The organism is Bacillus cereus group sp. MS39 (assembly GCF_040448665.1).
In the GTDB taxonomy this organism is placed as follows: Bacteria; Bacillota; Bacilli; order Bacillales; family Bacillaceae_G; genus Bacillus_A; species Bacillus_A wiedmannii.
This window is the reverse complement of record NZ_CP123058.1, coordinates 1,255,591-1,279,653: the sequence shown is the minus strand read 5'-3', so window position 1 is coordinate 1,279,653 and position 24,063 is coordinate 1,255,591. Positions and strand designations below refer to the sequence as shown.

Below are 24,063 nucleotides of genomic sequence, written 5' to 3'. Positions count from 1 at the left end.
AAATCCAAAAGACTGTCAATTATTTTTAAATCAAATAGTTCTTAAAAAAGAACAACTTATCGTATGATAAGTTGCTCTACTTTCCGTGTTGTATCTTTCCAATTTCTAAAATAATCTCTTCATCTTTTTTTCCTTCTGTATCAATTCCAAGTTGTTTTGCATGTTCAATTAATAGATCGTGACGTTTTTCAAATCTTGCAGTATTTACTTCTTTCTTAACCTCTTCTTTTGTTTTCCCTTCAGTAGAAACCCCTAGTTTTTCAGCTGCTTTTTCCATCGATTTCTTCTCTTCTATTTCTTTTACTTTCTTCACTTCTGACTGCTTTGTTTGACTTTGTTTTGACTGCTCTGATTCAGCTGCAAAAGCTGTGTAAATTCCAGCACTTCCGCCAATGACTAGTAAGGTGGTAAAAAGAATTATTTTTTTCTTCACTCTTTTCCTCCCCTTTCAAATTCATTATAACGCACAAATTTAGAACATTAAAAATATTTAACCTTTATTTCCCTAAAAAAATATTGAACATTTTTATTGACATATAAGATGAAAATGTGATAAAAATTTAACTAACATCATATGAATCGGCATTGATAGGATTTAGTAGTATTTCGATTTCTGATTTCAGAGAGCTGGTGGTCGGTGCGAACCAGTACAGAGCGAATTATGAATTACCCCCTGGAGCTTCTTTTGCGAAACGTAAGGAGTAGTGAAAGACGGTTATAGACCGTTATATCTAAAGAGTGGTGAAACGAAACTGTTTCACAATTTAGGGTGGTACCGCGAATTTTTCGTCCCTGCATATATTGCAGGGGCGTTTTTATTTTATTAGCGCATATCATACGACCCTTTATTTTGTGATACATTCATTTCACAAGCTAGGGTGGTACCGCGATTTCTTCGTCCCTGCATAATTATATGCAGGGACGTTTTTTTATCCAATCATTTCCGTATCATATTGAAGGATCAACAATTACCAGTAATTTGTCACAAAATTCTAAAATTTAGAAGGAAATACACAATATTGGCGAATTTTATATAAAAAAGAGCTATTTTAGATTACTTAGGAGGGAAAAACAATGGTTTCAAAAATTGAATCTGTTCTTTTAACATTATTTATCTTTTTCTGTATTGGCTTTAGTGTTATCCAATTAGAAGTTTCACCACACATCCCAATTTTATTTGGTATCGTTCTTTTATTAGCATTTGGATTTATGAAAAAAATCTCTTGGTCTACTATGGAAAAAGGGATGATCAGTAGTATTTCAGCTGGTATTCCATCTATTTTTATTTTCTTACTGGTAGGCGTATTAATTAGTGTTTGGATCGCTGCTGGAACAATTCCAACTTTAATGGTATACGGCTTCCAGATTGTATCTCCTAAAATTTTCGTTCCAACTGTTTTTGTAGTTTGTGCAATTGTTGGAACAAGTATCGGTAGCGCCTTTACAACTGCTGCAACTGTAGGACTTGCCTTTATGGGTATGGGTAGTGCTCTCGGATACGATCCGGCTCTAATCGCTGGTGCAATTATTTCTGGCGCATTCTTTGGAGATAAAATGTCTCCTTTATCTGATACAACAAACTTAGCTCCTGCTGTTACGGGTGTAGATTTATTTGAGCATATTCGTAACATGCTTTGGACAACAGTTCCAGCTTTCATCATTGCTTTTATCGCATTTTTCATTTTAGGAAGCGGTACGAGCGGAGACGTTGACTTCACAAACTTTATTAGCACATTAGAGAAAAATGCAACGATTTCTATCGTTACACTTATTCCAATTTTATTACTGTTCCTATTTGCATTTAAAAAAGTTCCAGCAGTTCCAACATTGCTTGCAGGAATTGTGGTAGGAATTATTATTCTCTTTATTTTTAAACCTAGCACTTCTTTAGCTGATTTAATGAAAATTATGCAAGACGGCTACGTTTCTAAAACTGGTATTAAAGATATTGATAGCTTACTATCTCGCGGTGGTCTACAAAGCATGATGATGTCGATTGCACTTATTTTCCTAGCACTTTGTATGGGAGGATTATTACAAGGAATGGGTATTATCACGCAGCTCATGAATATCATCTCTAGCTTTGTAAAAAATAGTACACGCTTAATTATTTCTACTGCTTCAACTGCAATTGGTGTAAACTTCTTACTTGGTGAGCAGTACTTATCCATCGTTTTAACAGGACAAGCATTTGCTAATAAATACGATGAAGTTGGTTTAGAGCGTCGTAATTTATCACGCGTATTAGAAGATGCAGGTACAGTTATTAACCCACTCGTACCATGGGGTGTAAGTGGTGTATTCTTAACAAACGTCCTTAGCGTTCCAACATTTGATTACCTGCCATACGCTATCTTCTGTTTAGCTTGTCCAGTCTTAACGATTATCGTCGGCTTTACTGGATTTGGTCTTTCATGGAAGAAAGAAAAAGCAGTAACAATTTCATAATATAATAAAAAGGATTACCTTAATCGGTAATCCTTTTTATATTTCTCGACTATCTATTTGCTTTCTTTCTTCTAAATAACAGAAGTAATCCTGCTCCAACAAGTGCCAAACCTGCTCCAATTGTAGAAGCAACACTTGTACCTGTTTTCGGTAAATCACGTTCTTCTTTCTTTTCACTTACAGTTGTTGTTGTTTCTTTTGAGTTTTGATTATCCGTTGTAGTTTGTCCAGATCCTGGCGGTGTCGTTGGATTTTCTCCATTACTGCCTTCACCTGTTGGTGGTGTCGTTGGATTTCCTCCATTATTTCCTTCACCTGTTGGTGGTGTCGTTGGATTCTCTCCATTATTTCCTTCACCTGTTGGCGGTGTCGTTGGATTTCCTCCACCAGTTTCCTTATCATCATCGTTCTTCTTCGTTATATCAATTGCATATTTAGCAAATTCATTTGCAGATGGTCCAACATATGATATTTTCCCATCTTTCTTTATATACTTTTGTGCATTTGGTGAAGAATCGAATGTTGTATTTAATTTTTCTGCAACAATCGGTTTAAACGTCCAATTTTTATCTGCTGCTGGATCAATAACTGGTGTTTCTTGCATATACTTCACAATGATTTGACGTGTTTCATCTTGTGATTGGTATACAACTTCTCCTTTACTTACACCTGGGAACGTTTGGCTACTTCCGCGATAGTTATTTGTAGCGACGATGAACTCTTGATTGTCAGCTACTGGCTTACCTTCATATGTCATATTTATAATACGATTCGTATTTGCATTTACAACTTTTCCATCTTTATCGTATTTCGTTGGTTGTGTTACATCAATTTCGTATTTTAAGCCATCTAAAATATCGAAGTTATATGTAGGATAGCCTATATTTACTAACGGCTGTTCTTCTGTTTTCTTTGGATCAATTTGATTAAACTGACCTGCAGACATTTCAAGCCATTCTTTCACTTGTGCACCATTTACTTTTACAGCATATAACGTATTTGGATATACATATAAATCTGCAACGTTTTTAATCGCTAACGTTCCAGCTGGAATATCCGTATAATATGTAGCACCGTTTCGGCCACCTGCTTTAAATGGTGCGCCTGCAGATAAAACTGGAATTCCTTTATATTTGCTATACTGTCCATTTTCAGCAAATAACTTTTCTACATACCATTTTTGTGCATTTGTTACAAGTTGTACAGAAGGATCATCTTGTACTAATGAGAAATAACTATTAATTGGCGCTGTCGTTTTTCCTACAGCTGTATTGACATAATCAATTGTCGCTTGGTGATCATCTTTAATTTCATTAACTAATTTTTCATCAGATTTTACTAATGGATTCCCTTTACTATCAGCAATCGGACGCAGTTGCGGCTTCGATTGCTCTTTTTGTATTTCCCATTTTCCGTTTACCTTTTTCAATTGCATATCAATAATACCTAGGTTACTTCCAAAGACACCAGGCATTACAACTGGAACACCATTAAATACATCCTTCATTTCAGTATGTGAATGTCCCATTAATACTGCATCTACACCTGGAACTTCTGTTAAATAATACGACGCGTTTTCCATGCCAACATTGTATCCACTCTTATCAACGCCCGAATGCGCTAGTGCAACGATAACATCTGCACCTTCTGCTTTCATTTTTGGCACCATTTTCTTCGCTGTTTCAACTATATCTTTTGCTTTCACTTTTCCTTCTAAATTCGCTTTATCCCAGTTCATAACTTGAGGTGGAACAAATCCCATTACGCCAATTTTCACTTTTTGCTTTTGACCTGATTCATCTTCTACTTCTTTTTCAAAAACATGATATGGTTTAAAGTAATTTTGGTCGTTCTCTTCATTATTATCTTTATCATCTTTATAGACGTTCGAGTTAATAACCGGGAACTCTGTTTTACTAATTACTTTGTTTAAATAGTCTAAACCGTAGTTAAATTCATGATTCCCAAGAGAGATGACGTCATACTTCATTAAATTCATTACACGATATAATGGATGTGTATAACTAGGATCCACAGGCTTCTTCGGATCATTTATTTTATTCGCTACATAATCTCCAAGCGGTGTCCCTTGTAATGCATCTCCATCATCAAATAGGACAGAGTTCTTCGCTTCTTCACGTGCTTTATTAACAAGTGTTGCTGTTTGCACGAGACCTACTTTATTATCTGTTTTCGTTTGATAATAATCGTAATTCATTAAGTTAACGTGAATATCTGATGTTTCTAGAATTCGTAAGTTAACCGTACTCTCCCCGTTGTTCTCATCCGCATGAGCTGTTGTTGGCAACACTTGCGGCGCTATTACACCAATAGCAAGAGTTGCTCCAGCTAGCATTTTTTTTGACTTTTTCACAAAAAATCCCCCTTATACAATTACCAAAAATAATGAAATAAACCTCTATTTGCCTCTAACCACATACCTTTTTTCTTCTATTAGAGACAAGATTTTCATTTCATCCTGCGCTAATGAGTAGTCCCCTTAAACGCCCGATTAGTGAAACTTTAATTAGTGGGAAATAAAGCCCTACTCATTAAAATTTCACCTTATCTGACATTATCATATATAATGTACTTTCATATCGTCAATATTTTTTGACATACTTCTACAAATTTTCTGTAAAGTTGTTGTAAACTTTTCATAAACATATAATATGCCCTTACATTGTTAATACTGCTGAATATGATACAATTACCAATTACAAGGAGGATGAATATATGAAAAAAGTCATCTTAACAATTGTTTGTCTCCTCCTTCTAATCATTTCTTATTCTTATTTTGAAAAGAACGATGAGACAAAACAAAATGAACCCGAAGAAAACACAGAAAAAATATCTACTCCAAGTTGGATTGATAAGCAAACAAACAATTCCTTTTATCATCTCGTACTAGGTGATTCACTCGCCAAAGGATATGGATCGACACAAGGGGGATTTGCTGAATTAGCTTCTAGACAAATAGAAGCACAAATTCATAAACCAATTACCGTAGAAAACCTTGGGATAAACGGTCTTACAACAGATCGTCTCGCTAAAAAAGTGCAATCAGAAGATGTAAAGCAAAAAATTAAAGCTGCAAATATCATTACAATTAATATTGGAGGAAATAATTTATTCCGTTTAAATCGTGATGTCGGTGTTATAGATGGTATTAAAATGTTAAATAAAGAAAAAGCTCATTTTGAAGCGGATATAAAAAATATTGTAAAGACAGTTCGAGATCAAAATCCGAACGCTTTACTCATTCTCTCAGAACTCTATAATCCGTTACAACTCGATGACTCCATCGCCAGTTATGCAGATATGTTTTTAGATGGCTGGAATGAATCCGTTTATTCCATTTCAAAAGCAAATCAACCATCTATCGTTTTACCAATTCGTAAATTAATATCAAATGATAAAAAAGATTTACTCTTTGACCAAGTACACCCAAATGATGATGGCTACGCGATTATTGCCGATTCATTTACAAAAAAAGTGTTGGCCTACAAATATTAAAATTTCCATGAAACAATTCTATTTTTATAACATGTCTTTTTTGTTACAATGATAGTGGAAGGGGGCCTTTATATGGAATCACGCGAGTGGGAACGTATTGTTGATCATCTTCTTTCGCTAGTGCCTCTTTTTTATCGCAAATTTATGCTTCCTGGAGAATTTTCTTCTCAAAGACATATGCCGCCATCACATACACAAGTATTGCTGCTTCTGCATGAAAATGGCACATTAGCAGTTTCCGAAATCGGCAAGCGGCTAGCGATTTCACGGCCTAACATGACACCTCTATTAAACAAACTGATTCAAGAAGAACTAATAGAGCGTCATTATAGCGAAAAAGATCGACGGGTCATTTTAATTTCCCTAACAGTTGAAGGGAAATTGTTAGTAAATCAGTATCAACAATTCATTTTAGACAAATTAAAAGAAAATTTCCAAACATTATCTGAGGAAGAGCGCGAAAAGCTCATTCACTCTCTTCAAACCATTCAAAATTTAATTTTGAAAACAAACGCATAAAGCTGCTTCTACATAGAAGCAGCTTTATGATTCGTAATAATTACCATAGTACACATTTGAATATGGCCATGTCGTTAAATATGGTTTTTGTTCTTGCGTAGGCTGTTGTTGTGGTATTTGTGGTAATTGCTGTAATTGTTGTTGTCGATATAATTCGTATTGTCTATTCATATCATAAACCGGATGATAATTTACATATGGATATACTTGCGGTACGTAATAATAATACATTCATTCTCTCCCCCTTTTTCTTAAACATATTCAAAGGAGAAAATGAATGTGACACTCTTTATATTTGCATGAGTGGTTCTCTCACTCGTTTCTTTCTATTCTTCAGGCGTAACTTACGGTTCTTTTCATATAAATAATGCACAACGAAATATGAAACTACACCAAATACAACTCCTAAAATCGTCATTCCAATTAATACATACACTTCACTCTGTAATAAGCTCTTTAATATCGTAAAAATGTGACTTGAAAACAAGTCCGATATCGTAAAGGGTTCATGATGTATTTTTTGTACATGAAATGGATAAATCATTTTCCCTAGCGCATAGGCAAGCGGAAATAAAACTACTGGGAGAAACGATATTTTCCCAATAATATTGCCAATAACTGCAGCAGGAAAAGATCCCTTTGCTAATCGAACGATTGGATAAAAGATTAAATAGACGAGCGATGCCGTATATATAACCAACATCTCTAAACCAAAACCAATCGCAAAACCTAACGATACTTTCTTTGCTCCTTCTGGTGATCGAAGCAACTTATAATATTGAAACTTTAATATTCTCCACATCCGCTGGAAAAACGAATATGTTTTCTTAGTTGTTTTCAAATTCATCATCTCTTTAACTATATTTTGTCTATCTAGTATGTCCTTACATGATATGAAAAACAAATGTAGTTTACTCTTTTTATTATAAATGATATAGAGATAGTTAACCAAATATACATACGACATTTCAATCTAAAAAGCACACCTCCAATTGTTATTCGTGTCTAACAACTGGAGATGTACATCACTTAGGAAGGCTCTTCTACATTTTTAAATAAACTTACTAATAATGCTTTTTGCGCATGCAATCGATTACCAGCTTGCTCAAATACGATAGACTGTGGTCCATCTATAATTTCTCCTGTTACTTCTTCTTCACGATGGGCAGGTAAACAGTGTAAAAAACAATATGTTTGCTTCGCATGCTTAACAAGTTCTTTATTAATTTGGTATGGTTGAAATAAAGTATATTTCTCTTCTTCTCCCTCTTGCCCCATGCTCATCCAAACGTCAGTATAAATGAAATCTGCTTCATTCACCGCTAATTCAGGGTTATGCAAAATTTCAATTTCAGCTCCTGTTTCCTTGGCGATCGCTAACGCTTTTTTTACAATCTCTTCATTCGGTTCATACCCTACAGGCGTTGCAACAGTCATATGCATTCCAACTTTCGCACTCGCTAACAACAATGAATGACATACATTATTTCCGTCACCTATGTAAGCCAATTTTATTCCTTTAAATGTATTTGTTTCTTCATATATTGTCATTAGGTCTGCCAATGCTTGACAAGGATGATGATCATCCGTTAAACCGTTAATTACAGGTATGCTCGATTCTTTTGCAAGCTCTTCTACATCCGCATGTGAGAATGTACGTATCATAATCCCATCAATATAATGCGATAATACTTTCGCAGTATCTGAAACGGTTTCTCCTCTTCCCATTTGCATCTCTTTCCCACTTAAAAACATGCCATGTCCCCCGAGCTGTACCATTCCCGCTTCAAAAGATACGCGCGTACGAGTTGAATGTTTGTCAAAGATAAGCCCTAATATTTTGCCTTGTAATAAAGGCTCCTGCTTATTCTTTTTTAAATATATAGCGAACTCAATTAAAGAAATGATTTCTTCTTTCGTTAATTCTTCTAGTGTTAAAAGATCTTTCGTATTTAATTTCGGTACTTGTACAGTTGACATGAAATTTCCCCCTTATATGATTGATACGTTTTTTGTACAAACTACTTTTTTTATCATATATACTGCCTGTTCTAACTCTTCATTCGTTACAATAAGTGGCGGTAATAGTCTTATAACATTTGGCCCTGCTTGTAATACGAGAAGTCCCTCTTTTTCTAGTTCTTCTATAAAACTTGTAACTTCATGCTTACACTCAATCCCAATCATAAGCCCCTTACCACGTATATTTTGAATACATTCGACATGTTGTAATTCCTCTCGCAACTTCTCTAATACGTACTCGCCCTTTTCTTGTACTTCTTTTAAAAACGATGGTCTTTTACTTACTTGCAATACTTCTTTCGCTGCAGCCATTGCAACATAATTCCCGCCAAACGTTGAACCGTGTGATCCTGCAGTAAACGATGTTCCAAGTTCTTTCCGGCCAATCATCGCTCCAACTGGAATGCCATTTCCAAGCGCTTTAGCGGTAGTAACGATATGAGGATTTATTCCCATTTGTTCGTAAGCAAATAATGTCCCTGTTCTTCCGATCCCTGTTTGTACTTCATCTATAATAAATAAGGAACCGAACTTATTACATAATGCTTCAATCTCTTGCAAAAAAGATAGATCAGCAGGTATGACTCCTCCCTCTCCTTGAACAACTTCTACCATTACTGCCGCAACTTCTTCATTCATTACTTCCTTGAGCGCTTTTATATCGTTAAATGGGGTATGTAAAAAAGACGGAAGGAGCGGACCAAATCCTTCTTTCACTTTATTTTGTCCTGTCGCACTCATCGTTCCAAATGTTCTACCGTGGAAAGACTGTAGACATGTTACAACGAGAGATTTTCCAGTATGCTTACGAGCTAGCTTCAATGCTGCTTCATTCGCCTCTGCTCCGCTATTACAGAAAAACACATAATCTAATGCTATATTTTCTGTTAATAATGACGCGACTTCTTCTTGTAAGCCGTTTGTAAATAGGTTAGATATATGCCATATATTATCAAGTTGTTCTTGTACAGCTTTCATAACAGTAGGATGACAATGTCCTAAATTACATACACCAATTCCTGATGTAAAATCTAAGTATTGGTTACCTTTGTTATCAATAACTTCCGTTCCCTTTCCCTTTACAAACTCAACAGTTCTTCTCCCATATGTTTGAAAAAGATGACTTGTCATACAATACTCGCTCCTCTCGTTACCGTCGTTCCGATACATTCTCCTGTATCTTCAGTAAAATCTTTTGTACCATTTACGATACTTATCTTTTGCACTCCCATTTTTAATGAAGCTAGTGCCGCCTGTACTTTCGGAATCATCCCGCCTGTAATAACTCCTTTTTCTATAAGAGTTGCAATTTCAGACTCATCTGTTTTCTTTACCAATTTCCCTTCATGTAATATCCCATCTACATCCGTAATAAAAACGAGTTCTTTTGCGGATAGTGCGGCCGCAATCCCCGCTGCAGCGGTATCCGCATTTATGTTATAAATCTCATTATCATGAATCCCGACCGGAGCAATAACAGGAATATAATTCATATTTATTAATCCTTTTAGTAAGGCTGTTTCTACATAGCTTACTTCTCCCACATATCCTATCTCCTCGCTGACAGGTTGAACTTGAAGTAATTTGCCGTCACATCCTGAACAACCTACCGCCAGTAAATTATGCCTTTGCAAATTCATTACAAACTTTTTATTCGTACTCCCGCATAGCACCATTTGAACAATATCCATAACTTCTTTTGGTGTCACTCGTAATCCATCTCTTTTTTCTACTTTGATATTACAATTTTTTAAGTTGGTATCAATTTCTGGACCACCACCATGGACAATCACTACCTTATACTTCTGCTGCAATTTCTTTATACAATCAAAAAATACATCATTTAATTGCTCTAGCATACTACCGCCGCATTTCACTACAATATAATCGCTCATCTTCCCTCTCCTTATGTACGATAACAAGCGTTTATTTTCACATATTCATAGCTTAAGTCACAGCCCCAAGCTGATCCGGTCTCTTCTCCTAAATGTAAATACACATCAATCATAATTTCATGTTCTTGTAATTTCTTTTTCATTTCCTCTTCAGAAAACATTTGAGGTTCACTATTTTTCAGCACAACGATAGATTGAAGAGTAATATCAATTGTATTTGGATTAATCGCTACTTCACTTTGTCCAATACTGCTAATAATTCGCCCCCAATTTGGGTCTTCACCGTGTATTGCGGTTTTTACAAGACTTGAACCAATTATTTGCTTTGCAATTTTCTTTGCCTCTTCACTCGCTTTCGCGCCTAGCACATTTACTTCTATTAACTTCGTAGCACCTTCACCATCTTGTGCAATTTTTTTTGCTAAATCTTCACATACCTTCTGTAAAGCAAATACGAAAGCTTCCCAGTCTGTATGTTCCATATTGATTGGTTTCGTTTCTGATAATCCACTTGCCATAACGATGACCATATCATTCGTAGAAGTATCTCCATCCACCGTAATTTGATTAAATGTATGATTCGTTATTTGGGATAATGCCGTTTGCAATACGTCATGCTCTATATGAGCGTCTGTCGTAATAAAGCTCAGCATCGTTGCCATATTCGGATGAATCATCCCTGAACCTTTAGCAACACCAGCAATCGTCACTTTTTTCCCATCAATAATCATTTCATAGCAAGTTTCTTTCGTTATAAGATCCGTCGTTAAAATCGCTTCAGAAAAAGAACGCGCTTCACTTTCTTCCTTCGTCGGTATAAGAGTTACAACTCCCTTTCGAATTATATCCATCGGTAAAGGAACACCAATTACACCAGTCGAAGCTACTGCAACGTAATTTTCTTTCACTCCAAAATATTCCGCCCCTAATGCACGCATCTCGTAGGCATCTTGTAATCCTTTCATTCCTGTACAAGCATTTGCATTTCCACTATTGACGATAATCGCTTGTAATTTCCCCTCAGCTGCTATACTGTCTTTCGTTACTTGCAAGGGGGCTGCTTGTATTTGATTAGTTGTATAAACAGCAGCACATGATGCCGGTACATCACAAACGATTGCTCCTAAATCCTTTTTCTCCTTTTTCAAACCAATTGCAGTACCAATTGCCGAGAAACCTTTCGGAGTTACAATCGAACCATTTTCTACTTTTATAATAGACGCTACTTTAATCATCATGTCCCCCTTATAGATAAAGCGGCATATGTTGTAAACCTGTTGTTTCTTCTAGTCCCGCTACTATATTTGCATTTTGAATCGCTTGCCCAGCCGCACCTTTCATCATATTGTCTATAACAGAAACGACTGTCACTCTTCCTGTTCTTTCATCGTAAGCTATCCCCATATCACAATAATTTGAGCCTCTCACTTCTTTCGGACTTGGAAACTCTCCTTGCGTGCGAATTCGAATAAAAGCCGATTGTTCATACGTTTCTTCATATAACTTTTGAAGTTGTTCTATTTCCATTTCTCGTTTTACTTTCGCATACAGTGTAACCATAATCCCTCGTGATATCGGTATTAAATGTGTACTAAACGTGATTGGCTTCGTTTCCCTATCCCACTCTGCAAGCATTTGCTCAATCTCAGGAACGTGTTGATGCTCATTTACTTTATAAATACGCAAGTTATCGTATAACTCTGGAAAGTGAGTCATCGTTGTTGGTGTTTTGCCTGCTCCAGATACTCCTGATTTTGCATCGATAATAATTGAATCTTCTTCAATCATGCCGCTACGTACTAACGGCAATATCGCTAATAACGAAGCTGTAGCAAAACATCCTGGGTTTGCAATTAAATTTGCATTTTGAATCTCGGACTTTTTCCATTCACTTAACCCATATACAGCTTCACTAAGAACTTCTTCTTTTGCAGCTGCCCTTTTATACCACTGTTCATATATGAAAGGATCTTTCATACGAAAGTCTCCAGATAGATCAATTACTTTTAAACCTACTGCTAATAATTTTGGAGTTAACTCTGCTGATACTCCTGCTGGAGTTGCTAAAAATACAATTTCTGCTTCCTTCTCTATTTCCTCCGCATTAATTTCTTGTAACGTATGAACAAGAATATTTCGAAGATGCGGATATACATTTGTTATACACTCGCCAACTTGTGAAAAAGAATGGAGAGATGCTATCGAAAAATATGGATGTTGCTCTAATAACCGAATTAACTCAATACCTCCATACCCAGTTGCTCCAATAATCGCGACTTTCATATGCTCCTCCTCATATCAATTCTTTAAATTAAGTATGATTATAATATTGTATATTTATAGAGTCAATTAAATATTTATTAATTTTATAAACTTACAAAACTTAATTTTACTAGAAAAACAATATACACAACCGAATTTTTATACAAAAATAGTGCATAGTAGTTTTTATATTTCACTTCAAGTACAATAAAACAATACATACGTACATACAGGTGGGGAAAACATGAATGCAAAATTAATTGAGAAAATGATTATAAAAAGTTTTCAGCAATATCAATGTAATCCTATGTCAAATGAGGATCAGGAAATGCTAATTAAACATATTCAAACGATAATTCATTCAAATACTGAAATTGATGTATACGAGGCAGTTGAGGATATCGTTTACGATTATGTGACTGGAAAATAAAAAAATAGGAGATTTCCATATGGAAATCTCCTATTTTTTACTTAATGATTTACCTGCAATACGCTCAAATAAACCTGGGAATAGTACATAAAGTTTCGGACCAATGCCCATCCACTTCGGTAAGTTTACTTCACGCTTTTTCGTTTGCATCGATTTTACGATTTGCTCTGCTACATATGTTGGTTTTAACATGTACCGTCCCATATTTTTCACATATGTACCGGATTGATCCGCTATTTCAAAAAAGTTTGTATCTATCGGACCTGGATTAATCGCTGTTACGAAAATATTTGTACTAGACAACTCCATGCGTAAACTATTCGTAAATCCTAATACTGCATGTTTCGTCGCTGCATACGCACTCGATTTTGGAGTTGCAATTTTCCCAGCAAGTGAAGCAATATTAATAATATGTCCTTCGTTCCTTTTCACCATATAGGGTAGTACCGCTTTCGTACAAGCTACTAATCCAAATACATTTACTTGGAACATATCTTTCACTTCATCCATTGACGCATCTTCAAATGTTTTAAAAATACCAAATCCCGCATTGTTTACTAATATATCAATACGTCCCACTTCTTGTAATACCTTTGAAAAAACAGATTGTACTTCCATCTCTTCACTTACGTCTAATACATAATAATAGCAAGGCGTATTATAAGTTTCTTTAATTTTCTCTGCTAACGCTTTTAATTTCTCTTCTGTTCTAGCCATTAATACTGGAGCCGCCCCCTGCTCTGCAACTTGCATTGCAACTTGCTCTCCAATTCCACTAGAAGCACCTGTAATGACGATTACTTTATCTTGTAAACGTCCCGTCATTGCTGTCACCTACTTTGCATAATAAATCAATTGTTGCGAAGATTCATCAATCATCACTTGTTGATTATATGCTAAAAAGTCTAATTGTCCAACAGTTTCTGAAATAGTAAGCGGCAATTGCTCCTTATATAATACCGGAAATAGTTTTACACATACTTCAAATGCTGTCATTGGTTTTTCCTTTAATAACTCAAGCACTTTAAACGCACGTGTTTCTTGCTTTTGTAATCTCGTTTCAATAAGTTGTTTCACATTTAGAACATCTTCTCCATGTCCTGATAAAATGCGCGAAATATTCATTTCACTTAAACGCTTTAACGTTTGATTATATTGTAATAACGGGCGCGCCCTTTCTGTTTGTCCTTCATATGGTGGTTCTAATATGGGATTCGAAGAAATATGGCTAATGAGAGCATCCCCGCCAATTAATATTCCATCAGATTCTCTATATAATGAAATATGAGTGGAAGCATGACCTGGTGTTTCGATTACTGTAAACCCAGGTAAAGAATCAATACGATCTCCCTCTCTCACAGTATGCGTTAACGATCTATTACAAGAATATTTAAGTGTCTTCGTCGTCAATAACGCCTCGTCTTTCAAAAATGCCGCTGGAACACCAAATTGCAAAGCTGTCTCTCTAAAAAACTCATGATACCGCTTTAAAAATTCTGGATTTTGCGTGATCCAAGGCTCATTCCAAGGATGTCCAATAATGTTCGTTTTCTCAGAAAATATATTTAAAAGCCCACAATGATCCGCATGATGATGCGTAATGACTACTGTTTTAATATCTTCTATCGCATATCCTAATGTACCCAATTGCCTTTCTAACGCACTTCTTGCCTCTTCTGTATTCGTCCCTGTATCAATTAATGTTAATGTCTCCCCCTCAACTAAAAACACATTCACAGTTTCAACTGCAAATGGCACAGGAATCTCCATTCGGTGAATCGCCGTCATGCTTAGCCCCCCTGTCTCTTTCCGGTTCAAAAATGAATACTTCTTCAGTTTACAACTTCTATATATATTTGTCATTATTTTCAGATAAAAAGAGGTGTTTCCTATAAAAAAACGAATGTATGTACATTTATAAGAATTTCTAACCAAATTTAAAGGAGGAACATCATGTCTATTCAAAACATTTCCTTTCTCGGTGCAGGCTCTATTGCTGAAGCTATTATTGGTGGCTTATTACATGCAAATGTTGTGAAAGGCGAACAAATTACCGTAAGTAATCGTTCTAACGAGACAAGATTGCAGGAGCTACATAAAAAATATGGCGTCAAAGGTACGCATAATAAAAAAGAGCTACTCACTGATACAACTATTCTTTTTCTAGCAATGAAACCAAAGGATGTTGCAGAAGCGCTTACTCCTTTTAAAGAATATATACATAATAACCTGCTTATTATTTCCTTATTAGCAGGTGTTTCTACTCACTCGATTAGAAACCTACTTCAAAAAGATGTTCCGATTATTCGTGCGATGCCAAATACATCTGCAGCTATTTTAAAATCAGCTACTGCTATCTCGCCTTCAAAACATGCAACAGCGGAACATATTCAGACTGCCATAGCTTTATTTGAAACAATCGGTCTCGTCTCTGTTGTAGAGGAAGAAGATATGCATGCTGTCACTGCATTATCTGGAAGTGGGCCTGCTTATATTTATTACGTAGTGGAAGCGATGGAAGAAGCCGCAAAAACAATTGGTTTAAAAGAAGATGTTGCAAAGTCACTTATTCTTCAGACGATGATTGGTGCTGCTGAAATGCTAAAAGCAAGTGAAAAACACCCTTCTGTTTTGCGAAAGGAAATTACTTCTCCTGGCGGAACGACCGAAGCAGGCATTGAAGTATTACAAGAACATAAATTTCAACAAGCACTTATTTCTTGTATTACACAGGCTACACAACGATCACATAATCTTGGGAAAACATTAGAACAACTAACAAAAGAAAAATAAAAAATGGAGCTCAATCTTACTTGAGCTCCATTTTTTTATTAACATATATTGTTTAGTTATTAGTCTTCCCAAAAATCTCTTCTTGCAGACGGCGACCAGTTGGTGTTGCTGCAAGTCCACCTTCAGCTGTTTCACGAAGTGCTACTGGCATCGTTTGTCCGATTCTAAACATCGCCTCAATCACTTCATCACATGGAATTGTACTCGTTACGCCAGCTAATGCTAAATCAGCTGAAATCATCGCATTCGCAGCTCCTGCTGCATTACGTTTTACACAAGGTACTTCTACAAGCCCTGCAACAGGATCACATACTAAACCAAGCATATTCTTTAATGAAATCGCCATCGCTGTAGCTGCTTGATCTTGTGTTCCACCAGCCATCTCAACCGCTGCTGCTGCTGCCATTCCACTTGCTGAACCTACTTCAGCTTGGCAACCTCCTGCCGCGCCGGAAATACAAGCATTATTCGCAACAACCATACCGAAAGCTCCTGCTGTAAATAAAAATTCGATCATCTCTTCGCGTGTCGGCTGTAATTTTTCTTGCAGTGCAAACAGTACACCTGGCACTGTTCCAGCAGACCCTGCTGTTGGTGTTGCACAAATAATTCCCATCGCTGCGTTTACTTCATTTGTTGCAACAGCTTTACTCACCGCGTCCAAAATCGTATCTCCAGATAAGCCTTTTCCGCTATTCATATACGCCTGAACTTTTACAGCATCTCCGCCAGTTAAACCAGTTGGTGATTTCACTCCGCGAATACCACGTTCTACTGCTTGCTCCATCACGACTAAGTTCTTTTCCATACCAGCAATTACTTCTTCACGTGAAATACTTCTTGTTTTCATTTCACATTGAATCATAATTTCTGCGATTTTTACATTTTGTTCTTTAGCTTGCGCCACTAGTTCCGCTGCGTTCCGAAACATGGTGTGTCCCCCCTGCAATTATTCCATAATAGTTACTTGACAAATATTTTGTTGCGCGTTTATTTCTTCAATCACTTCATCTGCTAATAATTCATCTGTTTCGATAACCATAAGCGCTCTTCTTCCTTTTTCTTTACGAGAAACACTCATTGTACTAATGTTAATTTCATGTTTCGCAAGGATTGAAGCTACTGCTGCAATAGCACCGAAGCGATCGTTATTTACAATAAGTAGTGCTGGACTCGTGCCTGTTAATTGAAGATCGAATCCGTTTAATTCTACAACTTCAATTTTACCGCCACCAATTGAGCAAGCAACAACTTCAATTTCTTCTTCACCTTTATACAAACGAATTCTCGCTGTATTTGGGTGAGGTGCATTTGCATCTTCTTCAATGAATTCTACTTCGATTTTGCGCTCTTTTGCTATGTCTAGCGCCTCTGGAATACGTAAGTCATCTGTTTCAAACCCTAATATTCCACCGATCAATGCTACATCCGTACCATGCCCTCGATACGTCTTTGCAAATGATCCATATAATGAAATGCTTACTCTTTCTGGTTCATGACGAAACAGCTGGCGAGCAACTTGCCCCATTCTTGCTGCGCCTGCTGTATGTGAACTTGATGGACCAATCATAACTGGACCAATAATATCAAATACTGAGCGATACTTCATCATAACTCCCCCTAAACCTCTATGCAAAAATTTTTTACTATTCTATTAAGCTACCGAATCGGTTGCTTTTCCAGTTGTACGACGAATTTGTTACGCTATACGAATTGGATAGTTTTTGAATAACAGTGAAACAATATATCCTGAAATAATACCAATTATCACAATAAATAAGAAACTTAGCATTACCTTCATTTAAAAATAATATAAGCTAATCCAGAATAAAGTCTGGTGGCAATCCAAAGTTTAACACAGAACCCCTTACAAGCATAGCATAAAGTGAACCTATAATCAGTGGGGGTTTTGTTCATCCCCCACTGATTATTAGTTGAACCAATCGGACGTTTACGGGCAGTTGATCTCCCACCTAACTTCTTTACCCCAGCCGAATTTTGAGGTGGGAGTTTTACTGCCCGTTAATGTCGGATAAACAAGTGAAACTCCCATTGCTTTCATACCTTTTAGTGCTTTAAAGCTAAAAAGTGAAAAAAGACTTAGTACAAATAATAGTAATATCCTTCTTATTTATAATTCTCATGTTTCCCTCTCACGATTTAGTCAACTCCACTTGTTACGACAAATGGCTAAAACGCATGTAGCCTACAATAAATTATAATCTGCCCTCATTATAGCTTGTTTTTAATAAAACGCTTACTTTTAATAAATTTTAAAAGTTCTGAATAACGATCCATTTTTGCTATTTGTACCACTCGTATGTCATCTGACTTATATAACAGTTTTTCTAAACAATCGGTACTATGTATTTTTATCCTATCTCTTCACATCATTAAAACTTTCTGTTTCATCCAATATAAACATAAAATGATAACAGTTTTATTTTAAATTTTTTTAGAAATAAAAAAATGGCAACCATTCGTCACCATTTTTTCACACCATTATTATCTATCTACTGGAAATGATTTCAAATCCGTAGCTATTTCTGTATTAGAAAATAGCTCTCTTGCCTCTTTCCATAATTCCTTATATGTATCTCCTTGATAACGAGAACTAATATGAGTCAATATTAATCTTTTTGCATTTGCCTGAAGTGCAATACTCGCAGCTTGCTTAGATGTAGAATGAAAATAATCATACGCTTGTTGTTCATCTTCTGCTGCAAAAGTGGCTTCATGAACAAGTACGTCAGCGTCTTGTGCCAGCTCTCTACTCGCTTCACAATATCTTGTATCACCTAAAATGGTAATAATTCTTCCCTTTTGAGGTGGACCAATAAAGTCTTTTCCATTTAGTATCGTACCATTTTCTAATTCAACTACTTCTCCATCTTTTAAACGTTTAAAGAGCGGGCCAGGTTTCACCCCCATCTCCAGCAATTTATCGACTAAAAGAGCACCTTGTATATCTTTCTCTACAATACGATACCCAAAACATTCAATACCATGTGACAATCTTTTCGTTTCCACGTGAAATTCATTATCTTCAAATACAGTACCTTCTTCTGTTATCTCCACAATTTCAAGTGGATATTTTACATGTGTCGTACTTACTGATAATGCCACTTCAATAAATTGTTTAATTCCTTTTGGTCCATACACTGTTAAAGGTGTAGTCCCTCCTTGAAATGAACGGCTTCCTAATAAACCAGGCAAGCCAAAAATATGATCACCATGTAAATGCGTAATAAATATTTTTTCAATGCGGCGTGGGCGTACTGATGTATGTAATATTTGATGTTGCGTCGCCTCGCCACAATCAAATAACCAAGTCTGTCCTCGTTCTTCTAACAATTGCAAAGCAATTGCCGAAACGTTCCTTCCTTTCGAAGGAACACCTGCACCAGTTCCTAAAAATACAAATTCCACTTTCTTTCCTCCAGCTCTTTATATAATCTACCTTTCATCTTACGGAATGTTATTTCAAATGGCAAATCGAATTTACATAACCAATCATCTAGACAACTATATATCACGAACGTTATACTCAAAAAACTTAGTAATCGTTCGTGTTTTATGTTAAAATGATTATACTACATTTTAAGGGAGCGTTTTATTATGAAAGAAGCATTTCGTTTACAAACTGATTTTTCATCTTCATTTGATCGCTGGGTAAGTTCTTTCGTGTCTGATCACCCAGCACAATTAGAATGGACGACTTTGAAAGAATTAATCCATGAATATACAACAACACATACAAATGATTCATTACCAACATATATTTCTTCAGCTTTAACATATTACGCACAACGCGTTTCAACAACAAACAGTTCAGAAATTGTTATTTTTGAAAATGTTACAATCTCTTAATCTATCATAAAAAAGCACTGGTTACAGTGCTTTTTTATTTATACTTATTTAGCAAATCGTCATATTCCGCCCCAAGATCTTTATACATACTTCTATCAAACTCATCTAAATTTATCCTTTCACTTAATTTATTTAATAATTCCTTTGCTTGTAGTGCAAAAGAAACAATTTATTTTCTATAAAAACTTTATAGTAAAAAATTTCATAGTTAATTGTAAAAATAAAAGGTGTCATGATATTTACTACGTCATGACACCTTCTACATAAACTTATTTTCTAATTTTTGCTGAAAAGACTTTTCTTGCTTACGTAATAATTGACTACCTCGTTGTAAAATCGGCATTCCATACTTATCATTAATTTGATCGATGACAGCAAGTAGCGGCTCTTCTTTCGCATCTTCTTCAAATGAAAACAAATCTAATTGTTTCACCGATTCTGTCTTCCACTCTATTTCAGTAGCTGTAACACCTAGTAAACGAACGGAATCACCGTCCCAATGTTGCTTCCATAAACGAGATGCTGCCTGAAAAATATCTCGTTCTTCCCAAATCGCATTTTTCAATTGCTTACTCCGCGTTACTGTCCGCCTATCATGATATTTAATCATAATTTGAATATTATAGCTGACAAGAGTTCGCTTTTGTAATCTTTTACTCACTGATTTTGATAGCCGTTCTAACATATCAAGTAATTCTTTCTCTTCATCCATATCCTTTGAAAAAGTCATCGAATTACCGACACTTTTATGTTGTCCCATTTGACTCGGGTCAACTTCCCTATCATCCATACCTTTTGCCCGCCTTTGTAAATCAACACCATGCTTTCCAATTTTAGCGCGAATGATATGTTCGTTCCCTTTTGCTAACTGCTCAATTGTTTGTATATGAATATCATTTAATTTTTCAGCTGTTTTTTCTCCAATTCCATGCATCGCTTCAACTGGAAGTGGCCAAATCATTTCTGGAATATCTCGTTTTCGAAGCACGGTAATACCGAGAGGCTTTTTCATATCAGAAGCTGTTTTTGCTAGGAAAAGGTTAGGAGCAATTCCGATGCTACACGGAAGCTGTAACTCTGTTAATAACACCTGCTGAATCATCTTTGCTATTTCAAGAGGTGAACCGAGTGCGTAGCAATCTGTAATATCTAAATACCCCTCATCTATAGAGACTGGTTGTATTTTTTCCGTAAAACGGGAAAGGATTTGAAACATTTGAAATGAAGCTTCACGATATAATGTAAAATTAGGACGCATTACAACTAATTGCGGGCATAACCTTTTTGCTTCCCAAAGAGGCATCGTTGTACGTATTCCATAGTCTCTTGCCTCATAACTACATGTTATAATAATTCCTTTTCTTTCTTTTTCATTTCCAGCAACTGCTAACGGCTTCCCTTGTAATGATGGGTCATGAGCAATTTCAACAGATGCGAAAAAACAATTCATATCTACATGCAAAATAACACGACCATTTTTCGGATACATTTCTCGCATAGTACTCACTCCCTAATCAGAACGTTCGTTCTTTCATTATATCAAATTTTGCATAATAGTTATAATAATTACTTGTTCTTTTCCCTTTATATATTCGATATAATTTACATAAAATAGATATAATTGTAAAAAGGGGTGATTGTGATGAAGTCAACTAATAAACTCAACTATACGTTCCTTGTGATTATATTAATCATAGCCATTAATTATTTACTACTTCCTATTCTCAACTTTAATACATTTGGATTCTTCCCTCGTCTAGTACATATAGCAACAACTTATATATTGCCATGGATTTTCTTGTATTGGCTGATCCGGCTTGTAAAAGTAATCGAATCAAAATAAAAAGCGTGTAAATCAATTGTGATTTACACGCTTTTTCTATTACATTACTTCGCTACTTCTTCAATAATTGCTATAACTAATTCTGCTGTTTTTGCTAATTCTTCAACAGGAATCTTTTCGTTTGTTGTATGAATTTCTTCATAACCAACCGCTAAGTTAACTGTTGGAATACCATGTCCTGCAATTACATTTGCATCACTTCCGCCACCACTTTGGTGAAGAGAAGGTGTACGACCAATTTTTTCAGCTGCACGTTTTGCAACTTCTACAACGTGATCGCCCTCAGCAAATTTAAATCCTGGGTACATAACGTTTACTTCAACGTCTGCATGACCACCCATTTCTTTTGCAGTTGTTTCAAATGCTTCTTTCATTTTTGCAACTTGTGCTTCCATTTTTTCATTGATTAAAGAACGCGCCTCTGCAAAGATTTGTACATGATCGCAAACGATATTTGTTTGTGTACCACCTTCAAAACGTCCAATATTTGCAGTTGTTTCAGAATCAATACGACCAAGTGGCATCTTCGCAATTGCTTTCGCTGCGATAGTAATTGCAGATACACCTTTTTCTGGTGCTACACCAGCATGAGCTGTTTTCCCACGAATAATCGCATTCACTTTCGCTTGTGTTGGAGCTGCAACAACGATTTCACCAACTTTTCCATCGCTATCTAATGCATAACCGTATTTCGCTGTAATGCGCTCACGATCTAATGCTTTTGCACCAACAAGACCAGATTCTTCTCCAACTGTAATAATAAATTCAATTGTACCATGAGGGATATTTTTCTCTTTTAAAACACGGATTGCTTCGAACATGGATGCTAATCCTGCTTTATCATCCGCACCTAAAATCGTAGTACCATCTGATACGATATATCCATCTTTAATAGAAGGCTTAATTCCATTACCAGGAACTACTGTATCCATATGAGAAGTAAAGTAAATTGTATCAACGCCATCTTTTGTTGCTGGTAATGTACAAATTAAATTACCTGCACCATGCCCAGTAACAGCCATTGTGTCATCTTCAAATACTTCTACACCTAAATCTGTAAACTTCTTTGTTAATACTTTGCAAATTTCTGCTTCAAATTTCGTTTCAGAATCTACTTGTACTAATTCCATAAATTCATTTACTAAACGTTCTTGATTAATCATAAGACTGCGCCTCCTGCACTACCATTATGTATGTAACACTATTAATTATAACAGAATTTCGCAAAAGTTTCGAAATACAAGACAAAAAACAGACGGTTTATATGTCTAGATAACCATCTGCTTTCTATTACTCATTTAACAATACCCAGCGCATATGATCTTCCCATACTCCATTTACCATTAACATTTTCCTAGACACGCCCTCATATTGAAAGCCTATCTTCGTCACGACTTGTATAGATGCTAAATTTCGTGGCATAATCGGTGCTTCTATACGATGTAACTGAAATTCCTCAAAAGCAACTTGAATCGCTTTTCTAAGCGCTTCTGTCGTATAACCTTTGTTTAACTCTGCCTTATCTAATTTATAGCCGAGTACACAAGATTGATAAATTCCGCGAACAATTAAATTAAATGAAATACATCCAATTATTTTCGTATCATCACCCTTTTTAAAAATCCAAAGCCTGATGATTTTACCTTCTGCAAACTCTTTTCTATCCTTTTGTAACTTTTTCTTCTGATAATCTAACGTAAAAAAATCATCCGGTCTATACTCTTCCCAAGCTTTTAAAAATTCACGATTCCTGTCGTAATATTGAAGAACTTTTTCAGCATACGACTCATCAATTTCCCTTAAATGTAAACGATTTGTTTCATATATTTTCATCATCGTATCTCCATTCTTCAGCTTGCATAACAAAAAACTTATACTCTATCATTAATTATATATTCTCTACATACATACAAATTTCCTGTTATACTTTACATGCACTTCTCGAATTTTGTCACTTCTCTCCCCTTGTCCACAATATCATTTCTCGTTACAATGATATTGTACTGATTTGCAAGGAGGTTTAACGATGCATAAAAAAGCTCAAAAAGTTATGATTTATGTAATGCTAATTTCTATGCTTGTAACAACATTACTTGCTGGCGCAAGTATGTTTTGGTAAAAAGGACGATGTATTCGTCCTTTTTTTACTTTTTACACATAACATAATAAAATAAACCATCTCGATATCGAGATGGTTTATTTTATATAAAGCACAATCGCTACAATACTAAAGGAAAATGACATTACAAGTGCTGTTATAAAACTTGTATATTGTTTCTGCTGAAATGCTCCAATAACAAAAGTAAGATTGAGTAATGCCATACATACAATTGCTACAAGATAAGAACATATATTAAAAGTTGCCAATATGAATGTAATAACAAATAGAAATCCCATAAAAAATTGCATATACGAAATTTTTGGATTCAAGTACATATGAGCAACCCCTTTATCTAATTTTTTAT

General features: G+C 35.6%; 26 protein-coding genes and 1 other annotated feature. Of the genes, 8 read left to right on the top strand and 18 right to left on the bottom strand.

Features of this window, described 5'->3' with window-relative positions:
- Window positions 1–76: 76 nt before the first annotated feature.
- Window positions 77–433: a hypothetical protein gene (locus QEP67_RS06745; RefSeq protein WP_002107756.1), complete on the bottom strand. Its 357-nt coding sequence runs from the start codon at window positions 431–433 to the stop codon at window positions 77–79.
- Window positions 434–576: 143 nt separating this feature from the next.
- Window positions 577–797 (top strand) — a binding site (T-box leader).
- A gap of 277 nt (window positions 798–1,074) precedes the next feature.
- On the opposite strand from QEP67_RS06745, the gene nhaC reads away from it, so the two are divergent.
- On the top strand, window positions 1,075–2,448 hold the full coding sequence (gene nhaC / locus QEP67_RS06740) for a Na+/H+ antiporter NhaC (RefSeq protein WP_061672343.1): 1,374 nt from the start codon (window positions 1,075–1,077) through the stop codon (window positions 2,446–2,448).
- A 49-nt stretch (window positions 2,449–2,497) separates the two neighbouring features.
- Here the strand turns inward: nhaC and cpdB are convergent, their stop codons facing one another.
- Window positions 2,498–4,822 (bottom strand): bifunctional 2',3'-cyclic-nucleotide 2'-phosphodiesterase/3'-nucleotidase, encoded by a 2,325-nt coding sequence (gene cpdB / locus QEP67_RS06735; RefSeq protein ID WP_061672344.1) that lies wholly within the window; start codon window positions 4,820–4,822, stop codon window positions 2,498–2,500.
- A 362-nt stretch (window positions 4,823–5,184) separates the two neighbouring features.
- On the opposite strand from cpdB, the gene QEP67_RS06730 reads away from it, so the two are divergent.
- Window positions 5,185–5,964 (top strand): GDSL-type esterase/lipase family protein, encoded by a 780-nt coding sequence (locus QEP67_RS06730; protein WP_353706547.1) that lies wholly within the window; start codon window positions 5,185–5,187, stop codon window positions 5,962–5,964.
- 72 nt (window positions 5,965–6,036) lie between these two features.
- A complete protein-coding gene (locus tag QEP67_RS06725; RefSeq protein ID WP_000445824.1) occupies window positions 6,037–6,483 on the top strand; it encodes a MarR family transcriptional regulator in 447 nt (148 codons plus the stop codon).
- A gap of 24 nt (window positions 6,484–6,507) precedes the next feature.
- Here the strand turns inward: QEP67_RS06725 and QEP67_RS06720 are convergent, their stop codons facing one another.
- The 7 genes from QEP67_RS06720 to argC form a co-directional block, all read right to left on the bottom strand.
- Window positions 6,508–6,714, bottom strand: coding sequence for a hypothetical protein (locus tag QEP67_RS06720; RefSeq protein ID WP_048565686.1), 207 nt, complete (start codon window positions 6,712–6,714; stop codon window positions 6,508–6,510).
- A 58-nt stretch (window positions 6,715–6,772) separates the two neighbouring features.
- Window positions 6,773–7,333 (bottom strand): DUF2062 domain-containing protein, encoded by a 561-nt coding sequence (locus tag QEP67_RS06715; protein ID WP_014893525.1) that lies wholly within the window; start codon window positions 7,331–7,333, stop codon window positions 6,773–6,775.
- 179 nt (window positions 7,334–7,512) lie between these two features.
- The gene (gene argF, locus QEP67_RS06710) at window positions 7,513–8,463 is read right to left on the bottom strand and encodes an ornithine carbamoyltransferase (RefSeq protein WP_000108856.1); all 951 of its coding nucleotides are present in this window, start codon (window positions 8,461–8,463) and stop codon (window positions 7,513–7,515) included.
- Between the two features lie 12 nt (window positions 8,464–8,475).
- On the bottom strand, window positions 8,476–9,636 hold the full coding sequence (gene argD, locus QEP67_RS06705; RefSeq protein ID WP_064459840.1) for an acetylornithine transaminase: 1,161 nt from the start codon (window positions 9,634–9,636) through the stop codon (window positions 8,476–8,478).
- On the bottom strand, window positions 9,633–10,400 hold the full coding sequence (gene argB / locus QEP67_RS06700) for an acetylglutamate kinase (RefSeq protein WP_001286788.1): 768 nt from the start codon (window positions 10,398–10,400) through the stop codon (window positions 9,633–9,635). The genes argD and argB overlap by 4 nt, the downstream gene beginning before the upstream one ends.
- A gap of 11 nt (window positions 10,401–10,411) precedes the next feature.
- The gene (gene argJ, locus QEP67_RS06695; protein ID WP_048565691.1) at window positions 10,412–11,635 is read right to left on the bottom strand and encodes a bifunctional glutamate N-acetyltransferase/amino-acid acetyltransferase ArgJ; all 1,224 of its coding nucleotides are present in this window, start codon (window positions 11,633–11,635) and stop codon (window positions 10,412–10,414) included.
- Between the two features lie 10 nt (window positions 11,636–11,645).
- Window positions 11,646–12,683 (bottom strand): N-acetyl-gamma-glutamyl-phosphate reductase, encoded by a 1,038-nt coding sequence (gene argC, locus QEP67_RS06690; protein WP_000861236.1) that lies wholly within the window; start codon window positions 12,681–12,683, stop codon window positions 11,646–11,648.
- 223 nt (window positions 12,684–12,906) lie between these two features.
- Here argC and QEP67_RS06685 point away from each other — a divergent pair, with 223 nt between their 5' ends.
- Window positions 12,907–13,092, top strand: coding sequence for a YqzH family protein (locus tag QEP67_RS06685; RefSeq protein WP_048565693.1), 186 nt, complete (start codon window positions 12,907–12,909; stop codon window positions 13,090–13,092).
- Between the two features lie 30 nt (window positions 13,093–13,122).
- Here QEP67_RS06685 and QEP67_RS06680 read toward each other — a convergent pair whose 3' ends face one another.
- Complete coding sequence (locus QEP67_RS06680) at window positions 13,123–13,917, bottom strand: SDR family oxidoreductase (protein ID WP_048565694.1); 795 nt, start codon at window positions 13,915–13,917, stop codon at window positions 13,123–13,125.
- Window positions 13,918–13,926: 9 nt separating this feature from the next.
- The gene (locus QEP67_RS06675; protein WP_000125142.1) at window positions 13,927–14,880 is read right to left on the bottom strand and encodes an MBL fold metallo-hydrolase; all 954 of its coding nucleotides are present in this window, start codon (window positions 14,878–14,880) and stop codon (window positions 13,927–13,929) included.
- Window positions 14,881–15,045: 165 nt separating this feature from the next.
- Here QEP67_RS06675 and proI point away from each other — a divergent pair, with 165 nt between their 5' ends.
- Entirely contained in the window at window positions 15,046–15,885 is an 840-nt protein-coding gene (proI, locus tag QEP67_RS06670) for a pyrroline-5-carboxylate reductase ProI (RefSeq protein ID WP_000027262.1), read from the top strand.
- 52 nt (window positions 15,886–15,937) lie between these two features.
- Here the strand turns inward: proI and sdaAA are convergent, their stop codons facing one another.
- The 3 genes from sdaAA to rnz all read right to left on the bottom strand — a co-directional run bounded on the left by sdaAA (window position 15,938) and on the right by rnz (window position 19,314).
- The gene (sdaAA, locus tag QEP67_RS06665; protein ID WP_000489470.1) at window positions 15,938–16,816 is read right to left on the bottom strand and encodes an L-serine ammonia-lyase, iron-sulfur-dependent, subunit alpha; all 879 of its coding nucleotides are present in this window, start codon (window positions 16,814–16,816) and stop codon (window positions 15,938–15,940) included.
- Between the two features lie 18 nt (window positions 16,817–16,834).
- Window positions 16,835–17,494: an L-serine ammonia-lyase, iron-sulfur-dependent subunit beta gene (gene sdaAB, locus QEP67_RS06660; RefSeq protein WP_000877441.1), complete on the bottom strand. Its 660-nt coding sequence runs from the start codon at window positions 17,492–17,494 to the stop codon at window positions 16,835–16,837.
- Between the two features lie 896 nt (window positions 17,495–18,390).
- Window positions 18,391–19,314, bottom strand: a complete 924-nt coding sequence (gene rnz / locus QEP67_RS06655) for a ribonuclease Z (RefSeq protein WP_000397451.1) — start codon at window positions 19,312–19,314, stop codon at window positions 18,391–18,393.
- A 189-nt stretch (window positions 19,315–19,503) separates the two neighbouring features.
- On the opposite strand from rnz, the gene QEP67_RS06650 reads away from it, so the two are divergent.
- Window positions 19,504–19,755, top strand: a complete 252-nt coding sequence (locus QEP67_RS06650) for a DUF3932 family protein (RefSeq protein WP_000656497.1) — start codon at window positions 19,504–19,506, stop codon at window positions 19,753–19,755.
- A 259-nt stretch (window positions 19,756–20,014) separates the two neighbouring features.
- Here the strand turns inward: QEP67_RS06650 and QEP67_RS06645 are convergent, their stop codons facing one another.
- Window positions 20,015–21,253, bottom strand: a complete 1,239-nt coding sequence (locus QEP67_RS06645; protein WP_001208849.1) for a DNA polymerase IV — start codon at window positions 21,251–21,253, stop codon at window positions 20,015–20,017.
- Window positions 21,254–21,397: 144 nt separating this feature from the next.
- Here QEP67_RS06645 and QEP67_RS06640 point away from each other — a divergent pair, with 144 nt between their 5' ends.
- On the top strand, window positions 21,398–21,598 hold the full coding sequence (locus tag QEP67_RS06640; RefSeq protein ID WP_048565696.1) for a hypothetical protein: 201 nt from the start codon (window positions 21,398–21,400) through the stop codon (window positions 21,596–21,598).
- 44 nt (window positions 21,599–21,642) lie between these two features.
- Here the strand turns inward: QEP67_RS06640 and QEP67_RS06635 are convergent, their stop codons facing one another.
- Both QEP67_RS06635 and QEP67_RS06630 read right to left on the bottom strand, forming a co-directional pair.
- Entirely contained in the window at window positions 21,643–22,761 is a 1,119-nt protein-coding gene (locus QEP67_RS06635) for a tripeptidase T (RefSeq protein ID WP_000609809.1), read from the bottom strand.
- Window positions 22,762–22,888: 127 nt separating this feature from the next.
- Complete coding sequence (locus QEP67_RS06630; protein WP_002008488.1) at window positions 22,889–23,434, bottom strand: GNAT family protein; 546 nt, start codon at window positions 23,432–23,434, stop codon at window positions 22,889–22,891.
- A 190-nt stretch (window positions 23,435–23,624) separates the two neighbouring features.
- Here QEP67_RS06630 and prli42 point away from each other — a divergent pair, with 190 nt between their 5' ends.
- Window positions 23,625–23,717 carry a stressosome-associated protein Prli42 gene (gene prli42, locus QEP67_RS06625; protein WP_000549038.1) on the top strand — a complete coding sequence of 31 codons (93 nt, stop codon included), beginning with the start codon at window positions 23,625–23,627 and terminating at the stop codon, window positions 23,715–23,717.
- 77 nt (window positions 23,718–23,794) lie between these two features.
- Here the strand turns inward: prli42 and QEP67_RS06620 are convergent, their stop codons facing one another.
- Window positions 23,795–24,034 (bottom strand): DUF3894 domain-containing protein, encoded by a 240-nt coding sequence (locus tag QEP67_RS06620; protein WP_000281162.1) that lies wholly within the window; start codon window positions 24,032–24,034, stop codon window positions 23,795–23,797.
- Window positions 24,035–24,063 lie beyond the last annotated feature (29 nt).